Origin of the sequence: Runella sp. CRIBMP (genome assembly GCF_009905605.1) — a bacterium.
Lineage (GTDB): Bacteria > Bacteroidota > Bacteroidia > Cytophagales > Spirosomataceae > Runella.
The window spans coordinates 62405-83236 of sequence record NZ_JAAAKZ010000012.1 but is presented as its reverse complement, the minus strand read 5'-3'; the positions used below and the strand labels follow the sequence as shown (position 1 = coordinate 83236).

General features: G+C 45.2%; 14 protein-coding genes. 7 read left to right on the top strand and 7 right to left on the bottom strand.

Annotation, left to right across the window (positions count from 1 at the left end):
* Positions 1 to 12: 12 nt before the first annotated feature.
* Genes GVN20_RS22275 through GVN20_RS22265 form a run of 3 tightly spaced genes read right to left on the bottom strand, consistent with a single transcriptional unit; the run spans position 13 to position 4513 of the window.
* Positions 13 to 2493 carry a hypothetical protein gene (locus tag GVN20_RS22275; protein ID WP_166560475.1) on the bottom strand — a complete coding sequence of 827 codons (2481 nt, stop codon included), beginning with the start codon at positions 2491 to 2493 and terminating at the stop codon, positions 13 to 15.
* Between the two features lie 24 nt (positions 2494 to 2517).
* Complete coding sequence (locus GVN20_RS22270) at positions 2518 to 3888, bottom strand: hypothetical protein (protein WP_206023347.1); 1371 nt, start codon at positions 3886 to 3888, stop codon at positions 2518 to 2520.
* Positions 3800 to 4513: a hypothetical protein gene (locus tag GVN20_RS22265; protein WP_166560474.1), complete on the bottom strand. Its 714-nt coding sequence runs from the start codon at positions 4511 to 4513 to the stop codon at positions 3800 to 3802. Before GVN20_RS22265 ends, GVN20_RS22270 begins: the two co-directional genes overlap by 89 nt.
* Positions 4514 to 4775: 262 nt before the next feature.
* On the opposite strand from GVN20_RS22265, the gene GVN20_RS22260 reads away from it, so the two are divergent.
* Entirely contained in the window at positions 4776 to 6149 is a 1374-nt protein-coding gene (locus tag GVN20_RS22260; RefSeq protein WP_166560473.1) for a sigma-54 dependent transcriptional regulator, read from the top strand.
* Positions 6150 to 6152: 3 nt separating this feature from the next.
* Here GVN20_RS22260 and GVN20_RS22255 read toward each other — a convergent pair whose 3' ends face one another.
* The 4 genes from GVN20_RS22255 to GVN20_RS22240 form a co-directional block, all read right to left on the bottom strand.
* Positions 6153 to 7286 (bottom strand): hypothetical protein, encoded by a 1134-nt coding sequence (locus GVN20_RS22255; protein WP_166560472.1) that lies wholly within the window; start codon positions 7284 to 7286, stop codon positions 6153 to 6155.
* A gap of 118 nt (positions 7287 to 7404) precedes the next feature.
* Positions 7405 to 8052 carry an ABC transporter ATP-binding protein gene (locus GVN20_RS22250; RefSeq protein WP_166560471.1) on the bottom strand — a complete coding sequence of 216 codons (648 nt, stop codon included), beginning with the start codon at positions 8050 to 8052 and terminating at the stop codon, positions 7405 to 7407.
* Between the two features lie 48 nt (positions 8053 to 8100).
* Positions 8101 to 9459 carry a vanadium-dependent haloperoxidase gene (locus tag GVN20_RS22245; RefSeq protein ID WP_409033846.1) on the bottom strand — a complete coding sequence of 453 codons (1359 nt, stop codon included), beginning with the start codon at positions 9457 to 9459 and terminating at the stop codon, positions 8101 to 8103.
* A 188-nt stretch (positions 9460 to 9647) separates the two neighbouring features.
* On the bottom strand, positions 9648 to 11891 hold the full coding sequence (locus tag GVN20_RS22240; RefSeq protein WP_166560469.1) for a choice-of-anchor A family protein: 2244 nt from the start codon (positions 11889 to 11891) through the stop codon (positions 9648 to 9650).
* Positions 11892 to 12424: 533 nt separating this feature from the next.
* Between GVN20_RS22240 and GVN20_RS22235 the strand changes: the two genes are divergently transcribed.
* The 6 genes from GVN20_RS22235 (at position 12425) to GVN20_RS22210 (ending at position 20754) form a co-directional block, all read left to right on the top strand.
* Positions 12425 to 13381 carry a PhoH family protein gene (locus GVN20_RS22235; protein WP_166560468.1) on the top strand — a complete coding sequence of 319 codons (957 nt, stop codon included), beginning with the start codon at positions 12425 to 12427 and terminating at the stop codon, positions 13379 to 13381.
* Positions 13359 to 14720: a T9SS type A sorting domain-containing protein gene (locus GVN20_RS22230; protein WP_166560467.1), complete on the top strand. Its 1362-nt coding sequence runs from the start codon at positions 13359 to 13361 to the stop codon at positions 14718 to 14720. Before GVN20_RS22235 ends, GVN20_RS22230 begins: the two co-directional genes overlap by 23 nt.
* Positions 14717 to 16780: a ComEC/Rec2 family competence protein gene (locus tag GVN20_RS22225; RefSeq protein ID WP_166560466.1), complete on the top strand. Its 2064-nt coding sequence runs from the start codon at positions 14717 to 14719 to the stop codon at positions 16778 to 16780. Before GVN20_RS22230 ends, GVN20_RS22225 begins: the two co-directional genes overlap by 4 nt.
* Before the next feature lie 292 nt (positions 16781 to 17072).
* On the top strand, positions 17073 to 19562 hold the full coding sequence (locus GVN20_RS22220; RefSeq protein ID WP_409033845.1) for a TonB-dependent receptor: 2490 nt from the start codon (positions 17073 to 17075) through the stop codon (positions 19560 to 19562).
* Between the two features lie 117 nt (positions 19563 to 19679).
* Complete coding sequence (locus GVN20_RS22215) at positions 19680 to 19934, top strand: ACT domain-containing protein (RefSeq protein ID WP_166560464.1); 255 nt, start codon at positions 19680 to 19682, stop codon at positions 19932 to 19934.
* Between the two features lie 61 nt (positions 19935 to 19995).
* Positions 19996 to 20754, top strand: coding sequence for a DUF2490 domain-containing protein (locus GVN20_RS22210; RefSeq protein WP_310586845.1), 759 nt, complete (start codon positions 19996 to 19998; stop codon positions 20752 to 20754).
* Positions 20755 to 20832 lie beyond the last annotated feature (78 nt).

The following is a 20832-nucleotide window of genomic DNA, read 5'->3' as shown; positions in this document are numbered from 1 at the left end:
GTGAATACTTGCTTAATAACGTGTCTGCTGGCTGGGGCCTACAATTCGGCTGTTGCGTTGCGGACCGTTTTTCTCGGTCATTAAACGACGCTGAATCAACACCGACGGCTGCATATAACTAGCTTCGGATTGCTGAGCATCGGCCGAAAGGTCTACTCCCGTAACCGTGCGGTAGGAGTGAATGTAGCGCTGAATATTGTCGCGAAAGTTGGTTGCCCAGCTACCAGCTACGATGGTACTTTCTTCGTTAGACCAGTCATGCACACGAATCGAAAGCAGAATGATTTCACCGTACTGCGCCAAATCGTAATAATGGGTAATACTCGTACTGCCCCAGTTCTGAATTTGCTTCATCCGGTCTACGCGATCCATCCAACCCTCACGATATGGCACCATGATACGACCGCCTAAAAACTCCCTCATTTCTGGCCGAGCCAGCAGATACTGTTGGAGCATCATCTCCTGACGGGCGGTCCAAGTTAGGTTTCCGTAGGCATTGTGGTTTCCTTCGGCCAAGAGTAAATGCACTTCTCGCAGGTTGTTGAGGATGGGAAAAGCATCTGCAATGCGGGTCGTGTCGTCAGATTCTTTGAAATAAATTGAGGCGCCGTGTAGTAAATTATGAAAAGCTTCCAGAAACTTTGAGCGACTATCGACTGATTTGAAGGTAGGCACTGCCCGTCCCTGCAACGACAATCCATAGGTATGGTCGTATTCATAGGCGCGGCGTTTGATGGTCAGAGTGTGTTGTTCGTCCTGAATATATCCCCAAAATAAATTGGCCAGTGGGCGCAGCGGGTCAATGTCTAGTTGGGATAAAGGATCGGTGCCTTGGTTGGTGGAGACATTCTGAAACCTTAAACTGATGGCGTTCATGGTTTGGACCAACATTCCCTGCTCTACCCAGTAGCTCCAGATAAGCTCGATGCCTGGCAAATAATTGATGCCAAAGACATTTGGGGCCAACGGATGGCTGACCAACAAATCATCGCGCCATTCATCAAGTCGACTCAGAATGTTTTGGAGGTAAGGCGTGTAGTCACTTTCGTCTGCGTTGGAACTTGGATAACTGTCGATGTAAGAATCAATGGTACCCGTATAAACATTGTTGGTGGCCCACAAATAAGCTTGCGCCGCTGATTTGAGCAGTCGATACGCATTAATGTTTGTAAATGGCAACGGATGAAGTTGCTCGTTGCGGTTTGCCACCTGATTAGCAATTCTTGAGTTTTGCCCAGTTTTTCGCAAATCAGCAAGACGGGCCGAAGGGGGACGAAGTGTAATGGGTGGAACCTGTCCAGTGCTTTGTCCGCCCAGAATTCCATCCATCAGACTGTCAAAAAGCCGAAAGTCTGGCACTCGGGCCTTGAGAGCGTCCCATAGTTGTTGGGTGGAATGTTCTAAATCTTCGGTATTTGCCCTTTGTAGATATACTTTCGAGCCCCGATTGAGTACTTCTTTTACGTTTTCTAACCCTTTCCGCATCCCAGTGTCCGTTCCTCCAAAAATGAGTTCCTGGGGGGCATAATACCGGTAGTTACTTAGATTTCCTTTTGCATCATACTCTGGAACGGATGGTACAAATTTGATACCGCCAAGTTTACCGAATTTTTGAAATAGGTTTTTAAACTCTTCATTGGGAAGTGACCAAAGTAGCTTTTCAGGTTTTTGGGTATTACTCAATAACTGATATTGCTGCTCCCTAAGCAGGGTATCAAGTGCAATATCATGCTGGAGGTCAATCTTTCCGCACTGCGTCACTTTAAAAACAATGTTGTGCTTTTTGATTCTTTCCAAATCTGTGACGGGTTCTCCGTTGATATGGACCGTCATGAAACCCATCAGCGGTTGATTGGTATTTTCGTCAATGACCGAATCGCACAATTCGAACACAAGAGACGTCACATCTTCGGGGACCTCGGCTTCTGGGGGGCATTTTTCCTTCAGGCATTCTTCGATTTTGTTGCCCAATTTTTCAAAGTTTTGGTCAAACTTGGCACCGAGCCCTTCAACTTTTACTTTGATTTCTTGGACGTCCCACTCAATGCGTTTTACATCCTCTTTGGTGCTCTTTAAATCACTGTTTATGCTTAGTAAGTTAAGTGTGTTGCCTTTGGGAGGTGTTAATTTAACGGTGGACGGCTCACAGTATAAGGGATTGTTGTCTTTGTCAATACACACAAATAATACTTCATATGTTCCAGCCCCGTATCGTTCAGCCACTTCCTTCAATTCAGACATGGCCATCGGGTAGGCAACGGACGGTTCAATGGAACTATCGGTGGCTAAAAAACGCTGAATTCCCTTGTCTTCTAATACATCACCCCCGTCTTTTCTGATAATGAAATTCCAGCTATAGTCATTGAGGGCGTCGAGCAGGATGGGAGTCCCGTCGGAGGCTAAGACCTGAAACATCAGTTGCCAGTAAGCAGTATTCCAATTTGGAGGGGTCGGAGGAATTAGTAGGATTTTGGAAGGTGTTTTATTTTCCATGATTTTAATTGTTTTAAATAGGAATTAATTCAAATTTCCTCGGCTTTCGGCCCTTCCCAAGGCCCAACGATTGAGGAATCGGGAAAGAAGATAGCTTTCGGTGGTGGCATTGACACGCCCATCGGCCCGGGCCTGCCCAATGACCGCAAAGGTCAGGGAAGGAGGGAGGTCGCTCTCATCGGTTGCTGGTTGGCTGGCGACGGTTGAATAGAGCTCCCTCAAACGCTCTGGTTGACGGTGCTTGTACGGGAAAATATCCTTCAATGATCTGTTTGCAAGGTATTTGGAATGATGGTTGGTCAACAGCTCGGCGAATTCAGGCATGACCTCTTCTAGAGCCCTAATGATGTCCCGTTTATCTTGCTCCAAATCTTCCAAAGGATAAAGCTGTTGCCAGAGATGCTCAAATCGTTGCCATTGCGGGTCGGGATAGAGCAAAGCGCCTACCGACATACTCAGCTTTACACGAATCCAGGGAAAGGGATGAGGATCATCGAGTTTGATACGAAACATGAAATACCTTGGCAAACTCACAACATTCATCAAGCCCTGCGTGGCGGTAATGCCCAAATGGCCCGTGGCCCAAAAGTCAGCAACAATCTCCGAAATCCATCGTTCATAAAGGCTCCAAGCAATGTGTTGTGAGGGAGGGGCTTGGGCGATTTTATTTTTGAGTTCTTTTCGTAATGTTTCTACCAGATTCAGCAACGCAGCGCCCTGATGGCCCACTTCATGAATCAATGACGAGGCTATTCCGCTACCAATCATTCGTTCCCGTGGTACTTGGATGATGGCTACTGGATTGTAATCCCCCCCCGGCAGGCGGGTGCGGGCGCGTCGAATGGCCGCCCCGTGGCCCCGTTCCAAAAAACACATGACTGGAGGAACCTCATATAACCCCTCTTGCGAGGCCAGCGCGTCGGTTGCTACTACATCTAAACCCGCAATCCATACGCCTGTTTGGTGTTCAGAACGTTGGGTGAGAACATCGGCAAAAATATCTAACTGATCGAGTATGTTATTAAAACGAAGCTTTAATACCGCATACGCTGCCTGCGCTTCGGCGGCATTGCCAAAAGTTTCGTCAGCCTCTCCCCGCAGTTGAGCCAGATAGGTTTGTACCTTTTGCCGGAGTTCAGTTTTAGCGCTCACCAAATGGTTTGTGATGGCCCTGAGTGCTTCGTTGGAAGGCCCAGCTGCGCTTACCATGGGTGTACTCAAAGAAAAAGGTTGCAACTGACCTAGCCGGGTGAGCATCGAAAGGGCTTCGTTTTTTAGATAGTCCCGAATCATGTCGGAGGGATTTTTAGATGCCGTAAATGATAATGCTACTTCCCCGGCGTACCCAGCGCCCGCTGCGGCCGCCCCCAGTTGGAGGGGTGCTGGGGTAAGCATTGCTACCGTACGAACTTGGAGCACTCATCAAACCTGGTGCATACCGACGGGCAGATTCTATCATGGCGGTGCGGGCCGCCTGTTGGGGCTGATACGAAAGCTGAGGCGAGCGGGCGGTACGGCGGGCGGCGTCAGAAGCAAAACGCACATAAGCCCGGGCAACTTCAAATTCACGGTCTTCGGCGCTTAATCCTTCCAGCTCCAACCCAAAGGCTTTGCCAGCCATCCCTGCCAATTTTCCGCCGATGGCTCCTCCTACACCAGGCGCTACTAAGTTACCTAATGCAGCACCAGCGATGGGCAAGGCTTTCTTAGCGACACTTTTGAGCATTCCTCCCAAGGCTTTGCCTGCCGATGATTTGGCAAAGTTGCTTACCCCGCTCGCTACTTTTTTGAACAGACCTCCCAGAAATTGTTCTAACTCGGCTTCATTGCTGACCGAGAGCAACTCGGTGGCTAATTCCATTTCGAGGGCTTCGTGCATTTCGCCCGACATCTCGTTGCCAAACTCAAAGGTTTCATTGCCAAATTCAAAGGTTTCGTTGCCAAATTCGAAAGACTCTTGTCCGAATTCATTGCCAAACTCAAACCCTGTTTCGCCGACGGTACGATCAATGTTGTGCATGATTGAAAAAAGTTAAAGTGAATTAAATTGTTTTGATCTTCCTGATTACCAATGCCGTGCCAGTGGATCAAAACGCCCTTTTGGGTCGTTTTAGGAAATAGACGCGAAGTGTTGTTCGCTTTTTTTGAGCTGGGATGCGAACATTTTTTCGCACAGTATTTAGGGCAATTTACCGTTTAGTAAGTAGTCAGGTCTTTTGCTTGTTCTCGAAATCATTTTTAGTATTTTCGTTACCCCGTATTATTTTTTACCGCGCAGAATTATGAAATACCCAACGATTTGGTATAAGGATTTCACGCGCCATTCTCAACGTTCGCGTGACGCTTTATTGAAATCACTTGCTACTATCAAGGCATGTGTTAAAGACCATTTTGTGGCCTCTGCTCCCGGATTGATTTTGCTGGATACTACGGATACCTCGGACGCCGTCTGTGGTTTATTGGAAGAAGCGTTTCAGCGGCATGAGCGGACGATAGTGGTGATTTTTGACAACGAGATGTACCGCTCGGAAGTGATCTGGGAGTTGCTGTTTGCGGGAGCATCGAAAGTGTATGATTTTGAACATACTCCGTTGATTCATCAGGTAATTGAAGAGCAGCTTAATCGTTGGCATACGATTGAGGGGTTGATACAAACCGATTTTGTGAAAGAAAACCTCATCGGAGAGTCTGCCATTTGGAAAAATACGCTTCGTGAAATGATCGAAATTGCGACGTATTCAGAATCTTCGGTATTAATTATCGGAGAAAGTGGCACTGGTAAAGAGATGCTTTCCAGATTGGTCCATCATTTTGATCCACGTCGTCCCAAAGGAAATATAGTGCTGGTAGATTGTACTACGATTTCGCCAGAACTCTCAGGAAGTGAGTTTTTTGGGCACGAAAAGGGGGCTTTCACGGGCGCCGTCAATGCCCGTGAAGGTGCGTTTTCATTGGCCAATAATGGCACCCTTTTTTTGGACGAAATCGGCGAATTACCCCTGCGCTTACAGGCGGAGTTATTGCGGGTGGTTCAGGAAGGTATGTACAAACCCATCGGAGATAATTTTTGGAAAAAAACTGTTTTTCGGTTAGTAGGTGCCACCAATCGACTGCTGGACGAAGAGGTTCGTAACGGAAGATTTAGGCTAGATTTGTATTATCGCATCTCGTCGTGGGTTTGTAAAGTACCATCTTTGGAAGAACGACGCGAAGATATACCGCTTTTGGCGCAGCGTTTTTTTGAAAAATCTTTCCAAAAAAGGGATTTGCCGTCTATTGATGCTTCACTTATGGCTTATTTGACTTGCCGCTCTTACCAAGGCAATGTGCGTGAATTACAACAATTAATTCAGCGGATTGCCAATCAGCATGTAGGCAAAAGCCCGATTACATTGGCCGATATTCCGAGTCTTGACCGCCCTGAGCGTCAGATTTCGGCGGAATCGTTGCCTTCTTCAAACGATGAGTATCAGAGTGCCATTCAGAAGATATTAGAACGGGGGTTGAACTTGCGAGAACTTAGGGATTTGACCACTCAAACGGCAATTGAATTAACTTTACGCCGCGAGAAAGGGCGTGTGGCCCAGGCGGCCAATCGTTTGGGTATTACGAGCCGAGCCATTCAATTTAGGAAAACCCGAAAACAGGAGGAGTAACGGCTAATCTTCTGGGCGAGGATCCAGTGCCTTGGAATCAATCAAGTATTCCGAACGATAATAATGCCGATGAAACAGGAATATCCCAGAACCAAGGCATAGGGCGACAATCCCCCAAATGGGTACTCGAAACATAATTACAAAGTAGAGCGCAATGAATGTGTAGATACCAAGCTTTAGTAAATGCTCCATGGTATGGTGTTTCTGTAAAAAACGCCCGAAAATCAGCCATAGCAGACTGAGTAGCAGCCCAAACCACTCAACTATATACAAAAAACCTATTCCTTTGGGGAGGTAACGAAACAAAAAAAGTGTTTCGGGGAGCATAAGTAATGCAAATAGACCGCTGTATTTGTAAAATCGCTGTGCCAATGTAAAGGGAAGGTTGCGGAGCATAGGTAGCTGGACATGCTCAAATTCATATAAATGCAGTAGTAACACTACTTGCACCATACCAATGGCGGCCCCCGCGAGCGAAAACAGGCGCTCATCGTAGCTATCGGTGGGGTAGATTTTACAAACTCCCACGACCACGATGCAGGTAAAAACTTTGGTCAAAAACAGTAAAATGGGCGCTTTATTGAATAAATATAACACAAAATACGACCAATAAGGCTTCGTAAATCGGCGATTGAAAAAGGCTGAAAGTTGATTGAGGCGGGTGTCTGGATTGGGGCGAAATAGTCGGTACTCGTACGCCCATACGCCCGTAATTGGCAAAATTAGTAAATAACCAGCCGTAATAATGACGGCTTCGGGTTGGCCCAGTTTCCAGCCATAATAACCCACAAAGGCGGCATACGCCAATACGGGCATCCAAAGCATCATTTGGATGCCCCAGAGTAAAAGCCAACGGGTGGATGGGGGAATCAATACCAATTCGAACAGAAAAGAGTGAGAGTCCCACAAGAAACGTTGCCGTACAAAAAAGAGGGTTTTAAGGTGGTACAACGCCCAAAGTCCAAACACCAACACTAGCAAAAAAGGGGAGGCAAACACGTAGGCCGACAGGGCAATGTGGTCTTCAGGACGAAGAATACCAAACCCAAACATCAGGCTCAAAAACAAAAAGCCTGTGTTTTGGCGGTAATATTCCCTTACGAGGGTTTTATAGAGGATGTTCCAAAGTGAAAGCAAGGGATGAAGGGGGATTGGAAACTAAAAAATGTGAAACCGAAAAACCAAAAAATGAAAAACCGAAAAAGGGGGGCGCTACGGGGTGCTTTGCGTCTGCGCAGTATTTAACCGAACGTACTTAGTGCCGATGGGTTGGGATTGATTCTGGTTGGATTGATTGATTTTTAACGCGAAAAACAGTTTGAATCGGCAGTTTCTCAAACATAAAATCCTGATGGGATGATAACAGAAAACTGACTCCTTGGGCGTGGTAATCGCGGACAAGTTCATATACTTTCAACACTGTAGAATCGTCAATTGTAATGAGCGGTTCGTCCAAAATAATTACTTTAGGATTGCCCAAAAATGCCAACGCCAACGACGTTTTTTTTAACATTCCGCTTGAGTAAGTTCCCGAAGGTTGATATAAAAACGGCTCAATTCCGAGGGTGTCAATGAGTTGGTCTACCTGCTCAGCTTTGGCTTGCTTGGCGGTTGCCACGAATTGAATGAGGTCGTTGGCCGTTAAAAACTCAGGATAATCGGGTTCAGCCTCGCCATAGTTGATGCTGAGGCGGTAGGCGGTGTGGGAGCGGCGGATGTCCATTCCGCCGAGGGTAATTTCGCCCTCAAACGGCAACATTCCCGCCAATGTTCTGAAAAAAGTGGTCTTCCCCGAGCCATTTGCCCCTTTGAACCAGTGGATGCCTTCTGTCAAAACCAAGTCGGGCACTTGGATAACCAAATGCCCGCCGTAGGATTTTTTAAGATTTTTAATGACAATCATGTTCTGCGAGGTGAGATAGAAAAACAAAAATAAAGTAACTCTACTTTGCTACTGTACCTGCGAGATTACTTTTTGTTCTTTTCGGGTACGGGCCACGGCCAGAACGTGTTTGCCGATTTTAACGCCGCAGCGATTGCCCTCATCACAACCCGAACGGTAGTGAATCCCACCGTAAAGTCGGCTGATGTTAACACTCATTGCGGCATCTCTGAACGATTTAAAGGACAATACCCCGTGTCCATGTTTGAATTCAGTAGAATCAGTAAAAGCAATGGAATCTCCGTGAACAAAACTCAACACCTCAGCGGCGGCGGCTGAGATGGTACTGTGCCCGCTGGTGTATTCAGGAAAAGGCGGAGTTTGCAGAAAAGGTTGCCATTTGGGGTCAATATCGGTATTGATAACCGTTTCTGGACGCACTTTTCGGGTGCGGTATTTTTCTTCCCAACAGCCAATAAACCCGTCAATCAACGCAATGGAAGTGAGGGCGTATCCTTCAACGCTTTTGTCAAAAGAGGCTTTAGTCTTTCTCGAAACCGTTTCATGAATGGCTAGCCAGTGCCCTCCGGGGGTCATTTTTTTGTTAGCAAACATCACGTGCCCTACCACATTCATCACAAATGGATTGTCATCCCAAAACCAAGCAATCCGTTTTTGTTCATCGGTAAGGTTTTTACCTACTTCATATACCTCACGGGTTTCGCGCCAAAATTCACTGTTTTTATCCTTGGTCCACATGGGTGGGCGAGGGGGCATGAATTGGGTGGCGGAGTCGAGGGTTATTGTTCTGATTTTGTGCCATTCAGGCTCGCAGGCATCCGCGTAAGCGGGTGGGGTGGGGACCCAAGTGCCAGGTTCATTGGTGACTGTAAACCGGATGCCTCGGGTTTGTTTATAACGATCCTTTGAGGAATACCGCATTATGTGCGCGGCCACGCTATCGCCGTAGGCCAGGGAGTTTTCAATGACCTCGCTGGGCACGCCCATGTCCTCATATTTTTTGTAAAATTCTTTTTCGTATTCGTCAAAAAAACTAGCCGAAAAAGTAAGGTTTCGGGCTACTTTCAGAAAAGCCCGCGTACTGGCCAACGGAAAGCAATATTCCTTGTCGGCATCTGGAGCGGTCGGGGCGGTAAAGTCTTTGAGTTTTCCACCCAATGATTCATAAGCAGGATAGCCAGGAACCATTGCTTCATAGCCTGCAAGGTTGGCGTATACATAAATGCGACTCGCCACCGGGGGCTTGAAAATGTCGTGAATGATAACTTCAGTAAGCAATTCGACCGATTGATGATAGAGTTCGGGGTCAGCGGCTTTGGCGTTATATTCTTCGGGAGGTAATTTGGGTTTACAGGCACTCATCAGCAAGTAAACGACTCCCACGCTTACCAGTAAAGACTTTCTCAACATAGCTTCTGAAAAAAATCAAAATTAAAATTCAAAAAAACACACCTTCAGAATGCAAATTTACGAAACGATACCGTCAATAAATTGATTTTTATCAGTTATTTAGGCCGCGACTACTAGGCGGAGGTTTAAATACGAAAAAAGCCGCTATTTGATGAGCGGCTTTTAACACACATATTCTGTGGTCTTTATTTTTTTATTTTCTTGGCTGTATACGGAACACACATTACGATGCAGCAGTTAGCACTGGCCTCTATAATGATGGGGCAGCACCCTTCCGCTGGGCAAGTGCCTGAACTTGAGGTGTATGTGTATGTTCCGCTTTCTTCCAATAACACCTGATTGCCCTGAGCGATAGCCGTGGTAGAGCCTGTTTTGAACCACTGTACACCCGTAAATTGGCTTGGGATGGTCAGCAGGGCTTTTTCGCCACCGCAAAGCTTGATGGGTACGCTAAAACATTGACGGTCTAGGTCATCTTCCGACTCTGATTGATTGGAAGGCATACTATCTACATCCTTTTCGTTGGCCTTGCTGATTTCGGCAGTATTGAACCACACGCCCTGTGCAACCACTTTTACTTTGATGGTCAAGGCTACCGTATCTCCGTTTATACCAATAGCGCCGATGGTCCATTTGGAGGTTAGGGGATCGTAACTGCCAGCGGCTGTATTGTTAGATAGGCGATTAGTAGAGCTGCTGAGGTATTGTACACCCGCATTGAGCGAGTCGATGACCTCTACACCCGTGGCAAAACTGGTGTTTTCGTTCCATACTTTGATCGTGTATTGCAGGGTATCTCCGATTTGTACAAGTTTTTTACTGATTGATTTTTTGAGTTTTAAATCAATGAGACTATCACAATCCTGCACCGTTACGATAATCGGGGTTCTCAATACACTGATGCCACCGCAATTTTGGGTAGTTCCGCGTGCCTCTACGTAGAATGTATCGGTGACACTGGCGGTGCCAGTAGGCTTATAACTTAGCACTCCCGTGGCTATTGCGGAGCCGCCCGTGGCGTTGGCGTACCAATCGGCAGTTACCCCGCTCAATACGGTTGCTTTTAATGTTGGGATTGTATCACCTGCACAGGCAAACACATTTGGGCTGATAGCCACTGGGGCAGCGGGGGTACAGTTACATGCCGCAGGGGCTAAAATAGTGGTGTCAAACTTACAGATTGAGGTCAGACTGTCCGTGATTTTCAAACTTATCGTTGGAGGAATATTGCTTACGGTATAAGGACCATTTCCGTTGCCTGTTAGGGTACCCGCATTGACTTTGATGGTGCCGTTTTTTTGGGTTACGTTAAACGTTACGCTGTATGATTTTTTGTCGGGCGCACAGGCGGGTGCTGTAAACGTAAAACTCGTTTTCAAGCAGGCAGGAGGGCAGGGAAATTCGCCAACAAAAGGATAATTATGCACTTCACCCCCAGATGCTTCATGGGTAAGGTTGCCGCCTACTACTAATCGACCGTCAAAATTACCTCCCGATAAAGTAGCGTTTCCGTTTGGAATAATGGCCGAGCCATAAAAAGTACCTATAAACGTAACGTTTGTAGCTTGGTGAAAATTAAAGAGTAACCGAAACAAAGAGGGAGAACCTGCTGCTGGCGTAACTGCATTTACCAAGGGCATTTGAACGTTTGTGTGGGTTGAGCCGCTGACGTTTACCACGACAGAAGCACCAGAGGGGATATTTTTAAACACAAAGTTCTTCCAACTTGACACATTAAATACCTGCACCGACGAGCTGTTGTTTCCAATCAATGTATCCCCGCTCAGGGTTCCAGTAGGGGTAAGCGTGGCCCAATAGAGGCTTTTGGTAGAAATATCGATTAAACAACTGTCGATGTTTAGTCCTATTCCGCCTATCCCAAGACTATCGGTGACGGTGATGGAATTGGGCAAATTGCTCTGATACGTGCCCCCCATCGCGATGCCTGTTCCGCCCACCCCGAACATATTGGTCGAGCCTGTGATGGTTCCACCAATCAATAAGGCTGGTAAATTGGTGGAGGCAATCACGTAGGTTCCGCCACCCGAAGAGCCAATTCCATAATAAGTGTTGTAAGGAATGCTTGGGTTGCCAAGGATTAAATTGCCCTTAATGGCCACACGCCCTTCGATTTCGGCGGGTACACCTTGGCCTCCATCTTTTACATTGAAATTGCCACCAACCAATACATTAAAGACTTGACTGTAGGCCCTGACTTGATTGTTTGGCCAATTGAACGGAAGGGGGAGATAAGTGGTATTTATAGGGTAGCCGCTTTGGTTGTTGTCTTGAATTAAGTCATTGTTGGCGTCGGGTGCTAATGTTAGTGGAGGGCAATCGACACCCACACATCCGCTCAACTTAGTTCCTAGTCCGCAGTTTTGAGCTTGCGCTCTGGATAGACCTGAACTTAGTAAAAAATAAGCCATTACGAAAGACGATAGTAGATTTAAAAATGTCCTTACAGTTAAAGCTTTTGGGTTAGATAGTAGGTGTTGCATTGCCTTGGTTGTTTTAATTTTAGCTTCAAACCAAGGCCTCTCAATAAGTGTGCCATTTTTTTAAATGGGCTAATTATTTATGTATTTATATCCCTATTTGGTTATTTATTTGAATTTTTAGGGCTAAAAAAGGTTTTTAAAGATAAAATGGATATTTACTTTGTTTTGGGCTTCTTTGTAGGGTAGAATCGGGAGATACGTCAATCAATATCCCTTGGCTAACGGGTTTTATGCGCTACATTTTGCCGTTTATTGTTCCAACAAAAAACAATCATTCTGGCGGTTTTTTATTTTATTCAACCCTTTCATAATCAAAGTTTACGGCAGGGTTTTCTCTGGAAAATCGCTTAAAAAGTTGTAATTCTAAAAACAAAAACGTATTTTTCACCAAGCTAAAACTAACAACGCAACGTTTTAGGTAAACAAAACGTAATCAATCATTATTAAACCACTTACATCGTTTGGTAGAAAAAATAATTTCCTTGGAAGATGTGTCACTTGTTGACTTTCTCGGCGTAGAAAACAACCACATCAAAGAAGTTGCTGCCGCTTTTCCAATGAGTAAAATCATTTCACGCGGCAACGAAATACGTGTAATGGGCACTCAGCCCGAGATTCTCCGCATCAGCGATATTCTGGAGTCCCTTCTGCAACATTACCAGAAATACGGCAAAATCACCAACGAAAACGTACGTCATTACCTGACCGCCAATGGAGGTTCCGTGGCGCCGCCGCACGTATTGGAGGACGAAAAAGACGTGATTTTGTACGGTACCAAAGGAGTGGTAGTGAAGGCCAGAACCGCCAATCAGCGGTTGATGGTGGAAAAAGCGGCTGAAAGCGATTTGCTGTTCGCTATCGGGCCCGCAGGAACGGGTAAAACCTATACCGCAGTGGCTATCGCGGTGCAGGCGTTGAAAGAAAAAAAAGTAAAAAAAATCATTATTACCCGGCCGGCCGTGGAGGCAGGAGAAAATTTAGGGTTTTTGCCAGGCAATCTGGAAGAGAAAATTGATCCGTACTTGCGCCCTATTTATGATGCGCTTGACGACATGATTTTGGGTGAAAAATTGAAGTTTTACCTTGAAAACCGAATTGTCGAAATTGCCCCCCTCGCGTACATGCGCGGGCGAACTCTAAATAACGCTTTTATCCTGCTCGATGAAGCTCAGAATACGACTCCTTCGCAGATGAAGATGTTTTTGACGCGGATGGGCCCCAGTTCAAAAGTGATTATCACGGGCGATAAAACCCAGATAGATTTACCGAAAAATCAAAAGTCCGGTTTGAAAGATGCGCTTGAAACCCTGAAAGATGTGAAGGGGATTGCCTTTGTCGAGCTTGATGGACGTGATGTAGTGCGCCACCGCCTCGTCAAAGACATTTTGGATGCATATGAAAAGAAAGAGAAAGAATAGTGAGCAGTTGGCAGTGAGTAGTCGGATAAAAAGACGGCTCACTGCCAACCGTTTTCTTCGTGTTTTTTTACTTCTGAATTTTTTACACCTTGCTTCTTACGCGCAGCGCTGTGCTGCCGTTCAATATGATTCAGCCATTGCGAAGCGCTACCCTTATTGGCGCCTAAAACGCACAATGCTTGAAGATTCCATTCAATCTTATTTAAAAAATGCTACCACCGACCGCAGGGCTCGGCAAGCGGCGCTTTGCGCCCAAGTGCGTATCCCGGTCGTTGTGCATGTGGTCCATAATAATGCCGCCATGACGATTGGTGGGCGTGATAATGGCAACATCTCGGATGATCAGATTTTGGCTCAAATCAGAACCTTAAACGAGGACTATCAACGAAAGCCTGGAACGCGTGGCTTTAATACCAACCCAGTGGGAACTAATACGGGGATTGAATTTTATTTGGCCAATGAAGACCCCGACGGAAATCCGACCAACGGTATTACGCGCCATTATTATAGCGCTAAAAGCACTTTTGATATCTTCACTGACGACCAAACGCTCGCTGATATTGTCAGTTGGCCCACCGACCGCTACCTCAATATCTGGGTTAGCCGATTTGGGAATAATTACCTGGGAATCGGACAGTTTCCATCGGCCACTGGCGTGAAAGGGCTAGACAGTGCCAATGAGCTATTGGAAAAAACGGATGGGGTTTTTATTGACTACAAAGTGTTTGGTTCGGGCGGGGCAGTAACGAGTAGATTGTACAGCCTTGGACGTACCACCACCCACGAAGTGGGGCATTGGCTGGGATTGATTCATACATGGGGAGACACCGATTGCGGCGATGATTATTGTGCTGATACTCCCCCGGCTCAGTCGGGCAATCAGTCAACCAACTGCGGGCCGTTGTTTTCTACCTGTTCGGGTGTTCGTACCCGCAACATGACCGAAAACTTCATGGATTATTCGCCTGACTCCTGCATGAATATTTTTACTGTCAACCAGAGTGAACGAATGATGGCCGTGATTGAAAAAGCCCCCCGTCGGGCGCGGCTGGTCAAATACTGGTGTTCAAAAGTCCCTTTTGGAGACACGTTTGACGTGAAAGTGTTCCCGAACCCAGCCTCTGACCAAGTAAATATTCAAATCAACGTTACTGAATTTACGGATTTTGAGGTTGAATTGTACAGCATAACGGGACAATTGGTAGGCAATCAAAAATTCACTGATTATCCAAGTTGGTTGGTTACGTTTCCAACGACCAATATTGCGCCTGGGGTTTATATTGTACGGGTTAAGACTGAAAAAGAGACAGTTAGTAAACGCTTGGTCATTACACGATGAATGTTCTGCTGCGTTGTTGTATCGCCTTCTGTTGTGGAATCCTTCTGCATAAGGCGCTTCCCGAACATTGGTTGACCGTCATCAACGGGCCAATGATGGGCGGCGTTGCCGTTGTCTTCATTGCCTTTTTTTTCTTGGTTCTTTTTTCGCGCGGCAACCGTTATTTGTCAGGAACGCTGATGATAGTACTCTTTGCGGGATTGGGTTGGTTGCGAACGCCGCAGACTGTTTTGGAAAAAGATTGGTCACAACTGACGGCTTATGAAGCCGTGGTGCTTTCTCCATCCGAAACCCGCGCCAAAACCTACAAAGTTGAAGTGGAATTACTTCGGGGCAAAGGCGAAAACGGCTGGCATCCAATGCAAGGTAAGGTCCTGATTTACCTTGATAAAATGGCGAAAAAACCACACTATGGGCAAATTTTGTTGGTGAGGGGCCAGCCTCGGCGGGTGGAGCCTCCGCAAAACCCTGCGCAGTTTGATTACCAAAAATTTCTGGGTCAAAAACAAATTTATCATCAGCACTACCTGAAATCCTCTGATTTTTTATTTACAGGTGACTATCTAGGTGTACGGTATAAAAGCTGGGCTTTTGCTGTAAGCGAATGGAGCGATGCGGTGTTGCGGCGTCTCGTTGTTCCTGACCGTGAATATGCCGTTGCGAAAGCGATGATTTTAGGACTTCGTGATGAGATGGACAGCGAACTGATTAAGTCGTATTCGGCCGCTGGGGCCGTGCATGTACTGTCGGTATCGGGTTTTCACATCGCCATTTTTATTTCGATTTTGACTTTTATGCTCAAACGCTTGGAGAAACGCCACTACGGGCGGTGGCTCTCGTTGGGCATTACGCTCGTTACCATGTGGTTTTATGCGGTGCTCACGGGCCTTTCGGCCCCCGTAATTCGTTCGGCGCTGATGTTTACGATTTTTTTGCTGGCAAGTCCTTTGAAACGGAAAGAAAATGGCGAAAATGCCCTCTTTGGCTCCGCCCTCATTCTGTTAGCCATTGATCCGTTATTGTTATATTCCGTAAGTTTTCAGCTTTCATACGCAGCGCTGGGGGGGATTATTTTTCTTCAACCTGTTTTGAATCAGTATTTTACTCCCAAAACATGGTTGATGGGTAAATTATGGGAAATGACCACCGTAGCACTCGCTGCCCAATTCATAACCTTTCCGATTGCAGTTTATTATTTTCATCAATTTCCGACGTATTTTTTGTTGGCTAATCCTTTTGTGGCGCTTTTGGCTACCGCTATGTTGCCAGTTGCGATGGTGGCGCTGGTACTTTCGTGGGTACCTTACTTATCGGTGCTCCTAGGTTGGGGGCTGACTGGAATTACGTGGTTATTAAATGAAATCGTTATTTGGACCGATTTGTTGCCCTTTTCTACCCTTAAAGGTTTGTCTTTGTCAGCAGTCGAACTGGGCTTGGTATACGGAATCATGGCCATGTTATTGGCATTGGTGTATTACCGAGAAGTTCGTTGGGGAGGATATGCGCTGGCCTTTAGTGTCTTGCTGTGTGTTTTGCAATTAAAGGAAATGGCCCATTTTAGTCAACAAAAGTTCGTGGTCGTTCATTCCGTTTCCCGTCAATCAGTCATTAGCTTCGTAAATGGGAAGGAGGCTTTGTTGCTCGCTGATTCTGCTTTTTTTCAACCAAACCAACAACCATTCAACTTTTACCTCAAGAATTTATACGACGAACGGAACGTTCGCTCCATTCAACAACAACCGTTGGCTTCATCCGTAAACCTCTCCCGTTTTGTTAAAAATTTACCCTTCGGCAAGCTCATCGTTTGGCAAGGAAAAAGCTTTTTGCTGGTTGAAAAATCAGTGCAGACCACGATTCCTCCTGTGGTAGATTACGTGGTTATTCGAAATACAGCTTTTCGAAAAGTAGAAGAACTTCTTCCCGTTTTTGGAAATCAAAAGCTCATTTTTGATAATTCCAATAAATTTTACGCCTTGGAAAACCTCCGTAAACAAGCCAAAGAGCTGGGCCTTCCGTGGTATTTTGTTCACAATCAAGGTGCATTTTTGGCTTTTTTATAAGATATAATTAAATATTTCAAAGAATATTTCAGGACAATTTGTTTTTATAAAAACAGTTGTTTTACATTTGCATACTAAATCAATAGATATAAAGTATTAATACTTCTTGTACTCTATCCAGTATAGGTATTAAGCTTTACTAACAATTCGAATAATTGTATTTTTAAAAAAAACTACTAAATCTATATTTTTACTTTTTATGAAAAATTTCTTCCCACCCAGTTTAATCAATCTGTTATTAGTGGTTGTTTCTGTTTTTTTACCTTCTTATTTATCCGCTCAAAATACGCCAATGATTAATGCGACGGTATCGGGCAAAATACTTGATGCCCGTAGTGGTGCTCCATTGATTGGCGCGACGGTATCAATCAAAGGCACCACCAATGGCGCGGCGACTGACGTGAATGGAGAATTTGCGCTGATTACGGGCCAAAAACTTCCCTTCATCCTCCTTGTATCGTCGGTAGGTTATTTAAAAAAAGAAGTTCTGATTAGTGACAGCAAAGTAGAAATCAAACTCGAAGAAAGTGCCAATCAACTTTCGGATGTGGTAGTAACCTCCCGCCGCCGTCAAGAAGCGGTACAGGATATTCCGATTCCGATTTCGGTTATCAGAGGCGTAACGGTAGAAGACCAAGGTGCTTTTAACGTAAACCGTTTGAAAGAATTGGTGCCTACGGTTCAGTTTTATGCATCAAATGCACGGAATACAACGCTCAATATCAGAGGTTTAGGGTCTACTTATGGTTTGACCAACGACGGAATCGATCCTGGGGTTGGTTATTATGTCGATGGCGTATATTATGCTCGCCCAGCGGCTACGGCACTTGATTTTATTGACATAGACCAGGTAGAAGTACTGCGTGGTCCTCAGGGAACATTGTTTGGCAAAAACACCACGGCGGGAGCATTTAACGTAACATCTCGTGCGCCAAGTTTTGACCCCACCGCCAGCTTCGAACTAAGCTATGGCAACTATGGCTACATTCAGGCAAAAGCCTCTATCTCTGGGCCTTTAAGCAAAAAACTTGCGGCAAGGGTTTCGTTTGTCGGTACCCAAAGAGATGGGTTATTGTACAATAGCCGCACGCAAACAAATATCAATGATATTAATAATATTGGGGTGAGAGGTCAGTTTTTATACAAACCTACCGACAAGATAAATATTACGTTTATTGCAGATGTTACCGATCAAAACCCTGTGGGGTACGGATGGCCAGTGGCCAAAGTTGTGACAACCAAACGGGCTGCTTACCGTCAATTCAATGCTATTATTGCTGATTTAAATTACCAACTTCCTTACCAAAGCGCCTTTGAAAGGACATTGGACTTAGATACTCCTTCAAGAGCAGGTAACGAACTGGGCGGATTATCGTTGAATGCTGATTTTAAGATTGGGAAAGGTACATTGACTTCTACCACCGCTTGGAGATATTGGAAGTGGGATCCTTTGAACGACCGTGATTATACGGGTTTAAATTCTTTTTCTATCTCTGCTGGAACCTCTGCCCACGACCAGTTTTCCCAAGAACTCAGGTATTCGGGTCAAATAAATGATAAAATAAACGGTGTAATTGGTGCTTTTGGTTTGTGGCAAGATTTAAGAACCGACCCTGTTCACACCGAAGAAGCGGGCTCGGCACAGTGGCGTTTTGCCCAAAGCTCCACGAGTGCTCTTTGGAAAACGCCCGGTTTGTTTGACAACTTTGGCATCAAAACCACCTACGGGATAAAGAGTTCGAGTGTGGCATTGTTTGCGCAGGCTGACTGGGCGATAACTGACAAATTGCACATTTTGCCCGGGGTCAGATACAACAATGACACCAAAAAAGTGAACTACAGCCGAGTAACGTATGGTGGCTTGACTACGACTGACCCTGCTTTGTTGGCCCTGAAAAACGGGGTTTACAGTAACCAAACCTTTGATATAGATGCTTCCGAAGGCAATTTTTCGGGTCAGTTGACCTTACAATACAAATTCAATAAAAACGTCAATGCCTTTGGCACGTATTCACTCAGCTACAAGCCTATTGGGGTAAATGTGGGGGGCTTGCCAACGGCCAGCGGGAGAGTCTTGACTGAGCTGGCGACGGTAAAACCAGAAGCGGTTTCTCATGTTGAATTTGGTATCAAAACCAAACCAACGTCCAACTCTGTATTGAACGTTGTGTTCCACAATACCGACATAAAAGATTATCAAACGCAAGTACAAACGCCTGAACCAGGGGTAAACCGAGGGTATTTGGCCAATGCCGAACAAGTAAGGGTGATTGGTTTGGAAATAGACGGTAACATCAGGGTAAATAATCACGTGACCTTTACTGGTGCCTTTGCTTATACCGATGGTAAATACGTCAAGTTTACCAATGCCCCTGTGCCCATTGAAGAAGTAGGAGGAGACCGGGCATTTAAAGATATATCGGGTGGTGTACTGCCAGGGATTTCAAAATATGCGGGTTCGTTTGGTACTGAGCTAACGGGAAGAGGGAATTTATTGGGCCTAAAAGGTAACTTCTTCGGCGGGCTTGATGTCTACTATCGTTCTACGTTTTCTTCAAGCCCATCTCCGTCACAATTTTTAGACATTGAAGGTTATGCATTAGTAAATAGTAGAGTGGGTTTCAGAGCTTCCAATGGTATTTCGTTTTTTGTCTGGGGTAGAAACTTGGGCAACCAGGATTATTACGAGCAGCTTTTGGTTGCTCCAGGTAGTGCGGGCCAAATTGGGGGGATTTTAGGAGATCCACGTACCTATGGAGTTACTTTGAGATACACTTTTTGATTAAATAACCAATTGATTGTCAGGTAGTTTTATTAATAATGGTTGAAACTGCCTGACACCTATCAAAAAGCAGCTTTCGAGCGTTATGAGAATTTAACCTTTTAAACAGCCAAGACAATGCAAACACAAACACATCATCATACCCGCCTCACCCATTTGGAAATATTAGGTTTTGACCGGGTAGGTTTTGTCGAAGAAGTTACTCGTTTTATTGCCGATTACGGACACATCATAAGTGCCAAATTTGAAGCAGATGGCGTTCGTTCTGAAGGCTCATTAAGTATCATACTTGACAATAACGAGCGCTTGGACAGCCTACTTGTGCGCTTGAAAGCCATTACGGGATTGGTGAAAGTCAAACCAATTGTGTAAAAAACTAAAATTATTGCCTCGCATATTCTGAATATTGTGACTGCATTTTAAAGTTTATATTGTGAAAAAAATATATTTGGCATTGATAATAAGTGCTTTAGCTTTGTCTGGGTACGGTCAGATTACCAAACAGGTTAAAAGCAGTGAGCAGATTTGGCTGGGTTATTTTAATCAAACTCGATTGAGTGATAAGTGGGGCCTGTGGACTGATGTGCATTTTCGTACTACTGATGGTTTTGTGGGGGAGCCGTCCAAATTTTTATTTCGGACTGGATTGATGTACTATTTAACCGACGATTTTAAGCTGACCAACGGTTACAATTTTACCAATCATTTTCCCGAAGAAGGTCATGCCAACGTATCTATGCCCGAACACAGAATATGGCAGCAGCTTCAGCTCCATACCAAATACGGCAAAGTACGTACCATGCAATGGCTGCGCTTGGAAGAGCGTTGGCGACGAAACATTAAGAATGATAACGAGCTAGCCGCTGGTTACCGTTTTGACACCCGCCTGCGATTCAATTACATGCTTAATATTCCGTTGAGTAAAAAAGGGATTGTTTCGAATACATTTTTTGTGGCAATTAACGACGAAATATTTGTTAATCTTAGCCGAAAAGTAGTGTATAATACATTCGACCAAAATCGGTTTTTTGCGGGATTAGCCTACCAAACCAGTGCTCATTCTAACCTTCAATTGGGATACATGAATGTTTATCAACAGTTAGGAGTTGGTAATCGCTACCAAAATTCGCATACAATCAGGCTGTTTTATTTTCAGAATTTAGACATACGTAAGAATAAAAAAGTGCACTAAAGCCTTATAAATCAACATTTTGCTTTTCTTATCTCTTTGTCATTCATTGTTGTTAATAAAAATGTTTAATATATAGAA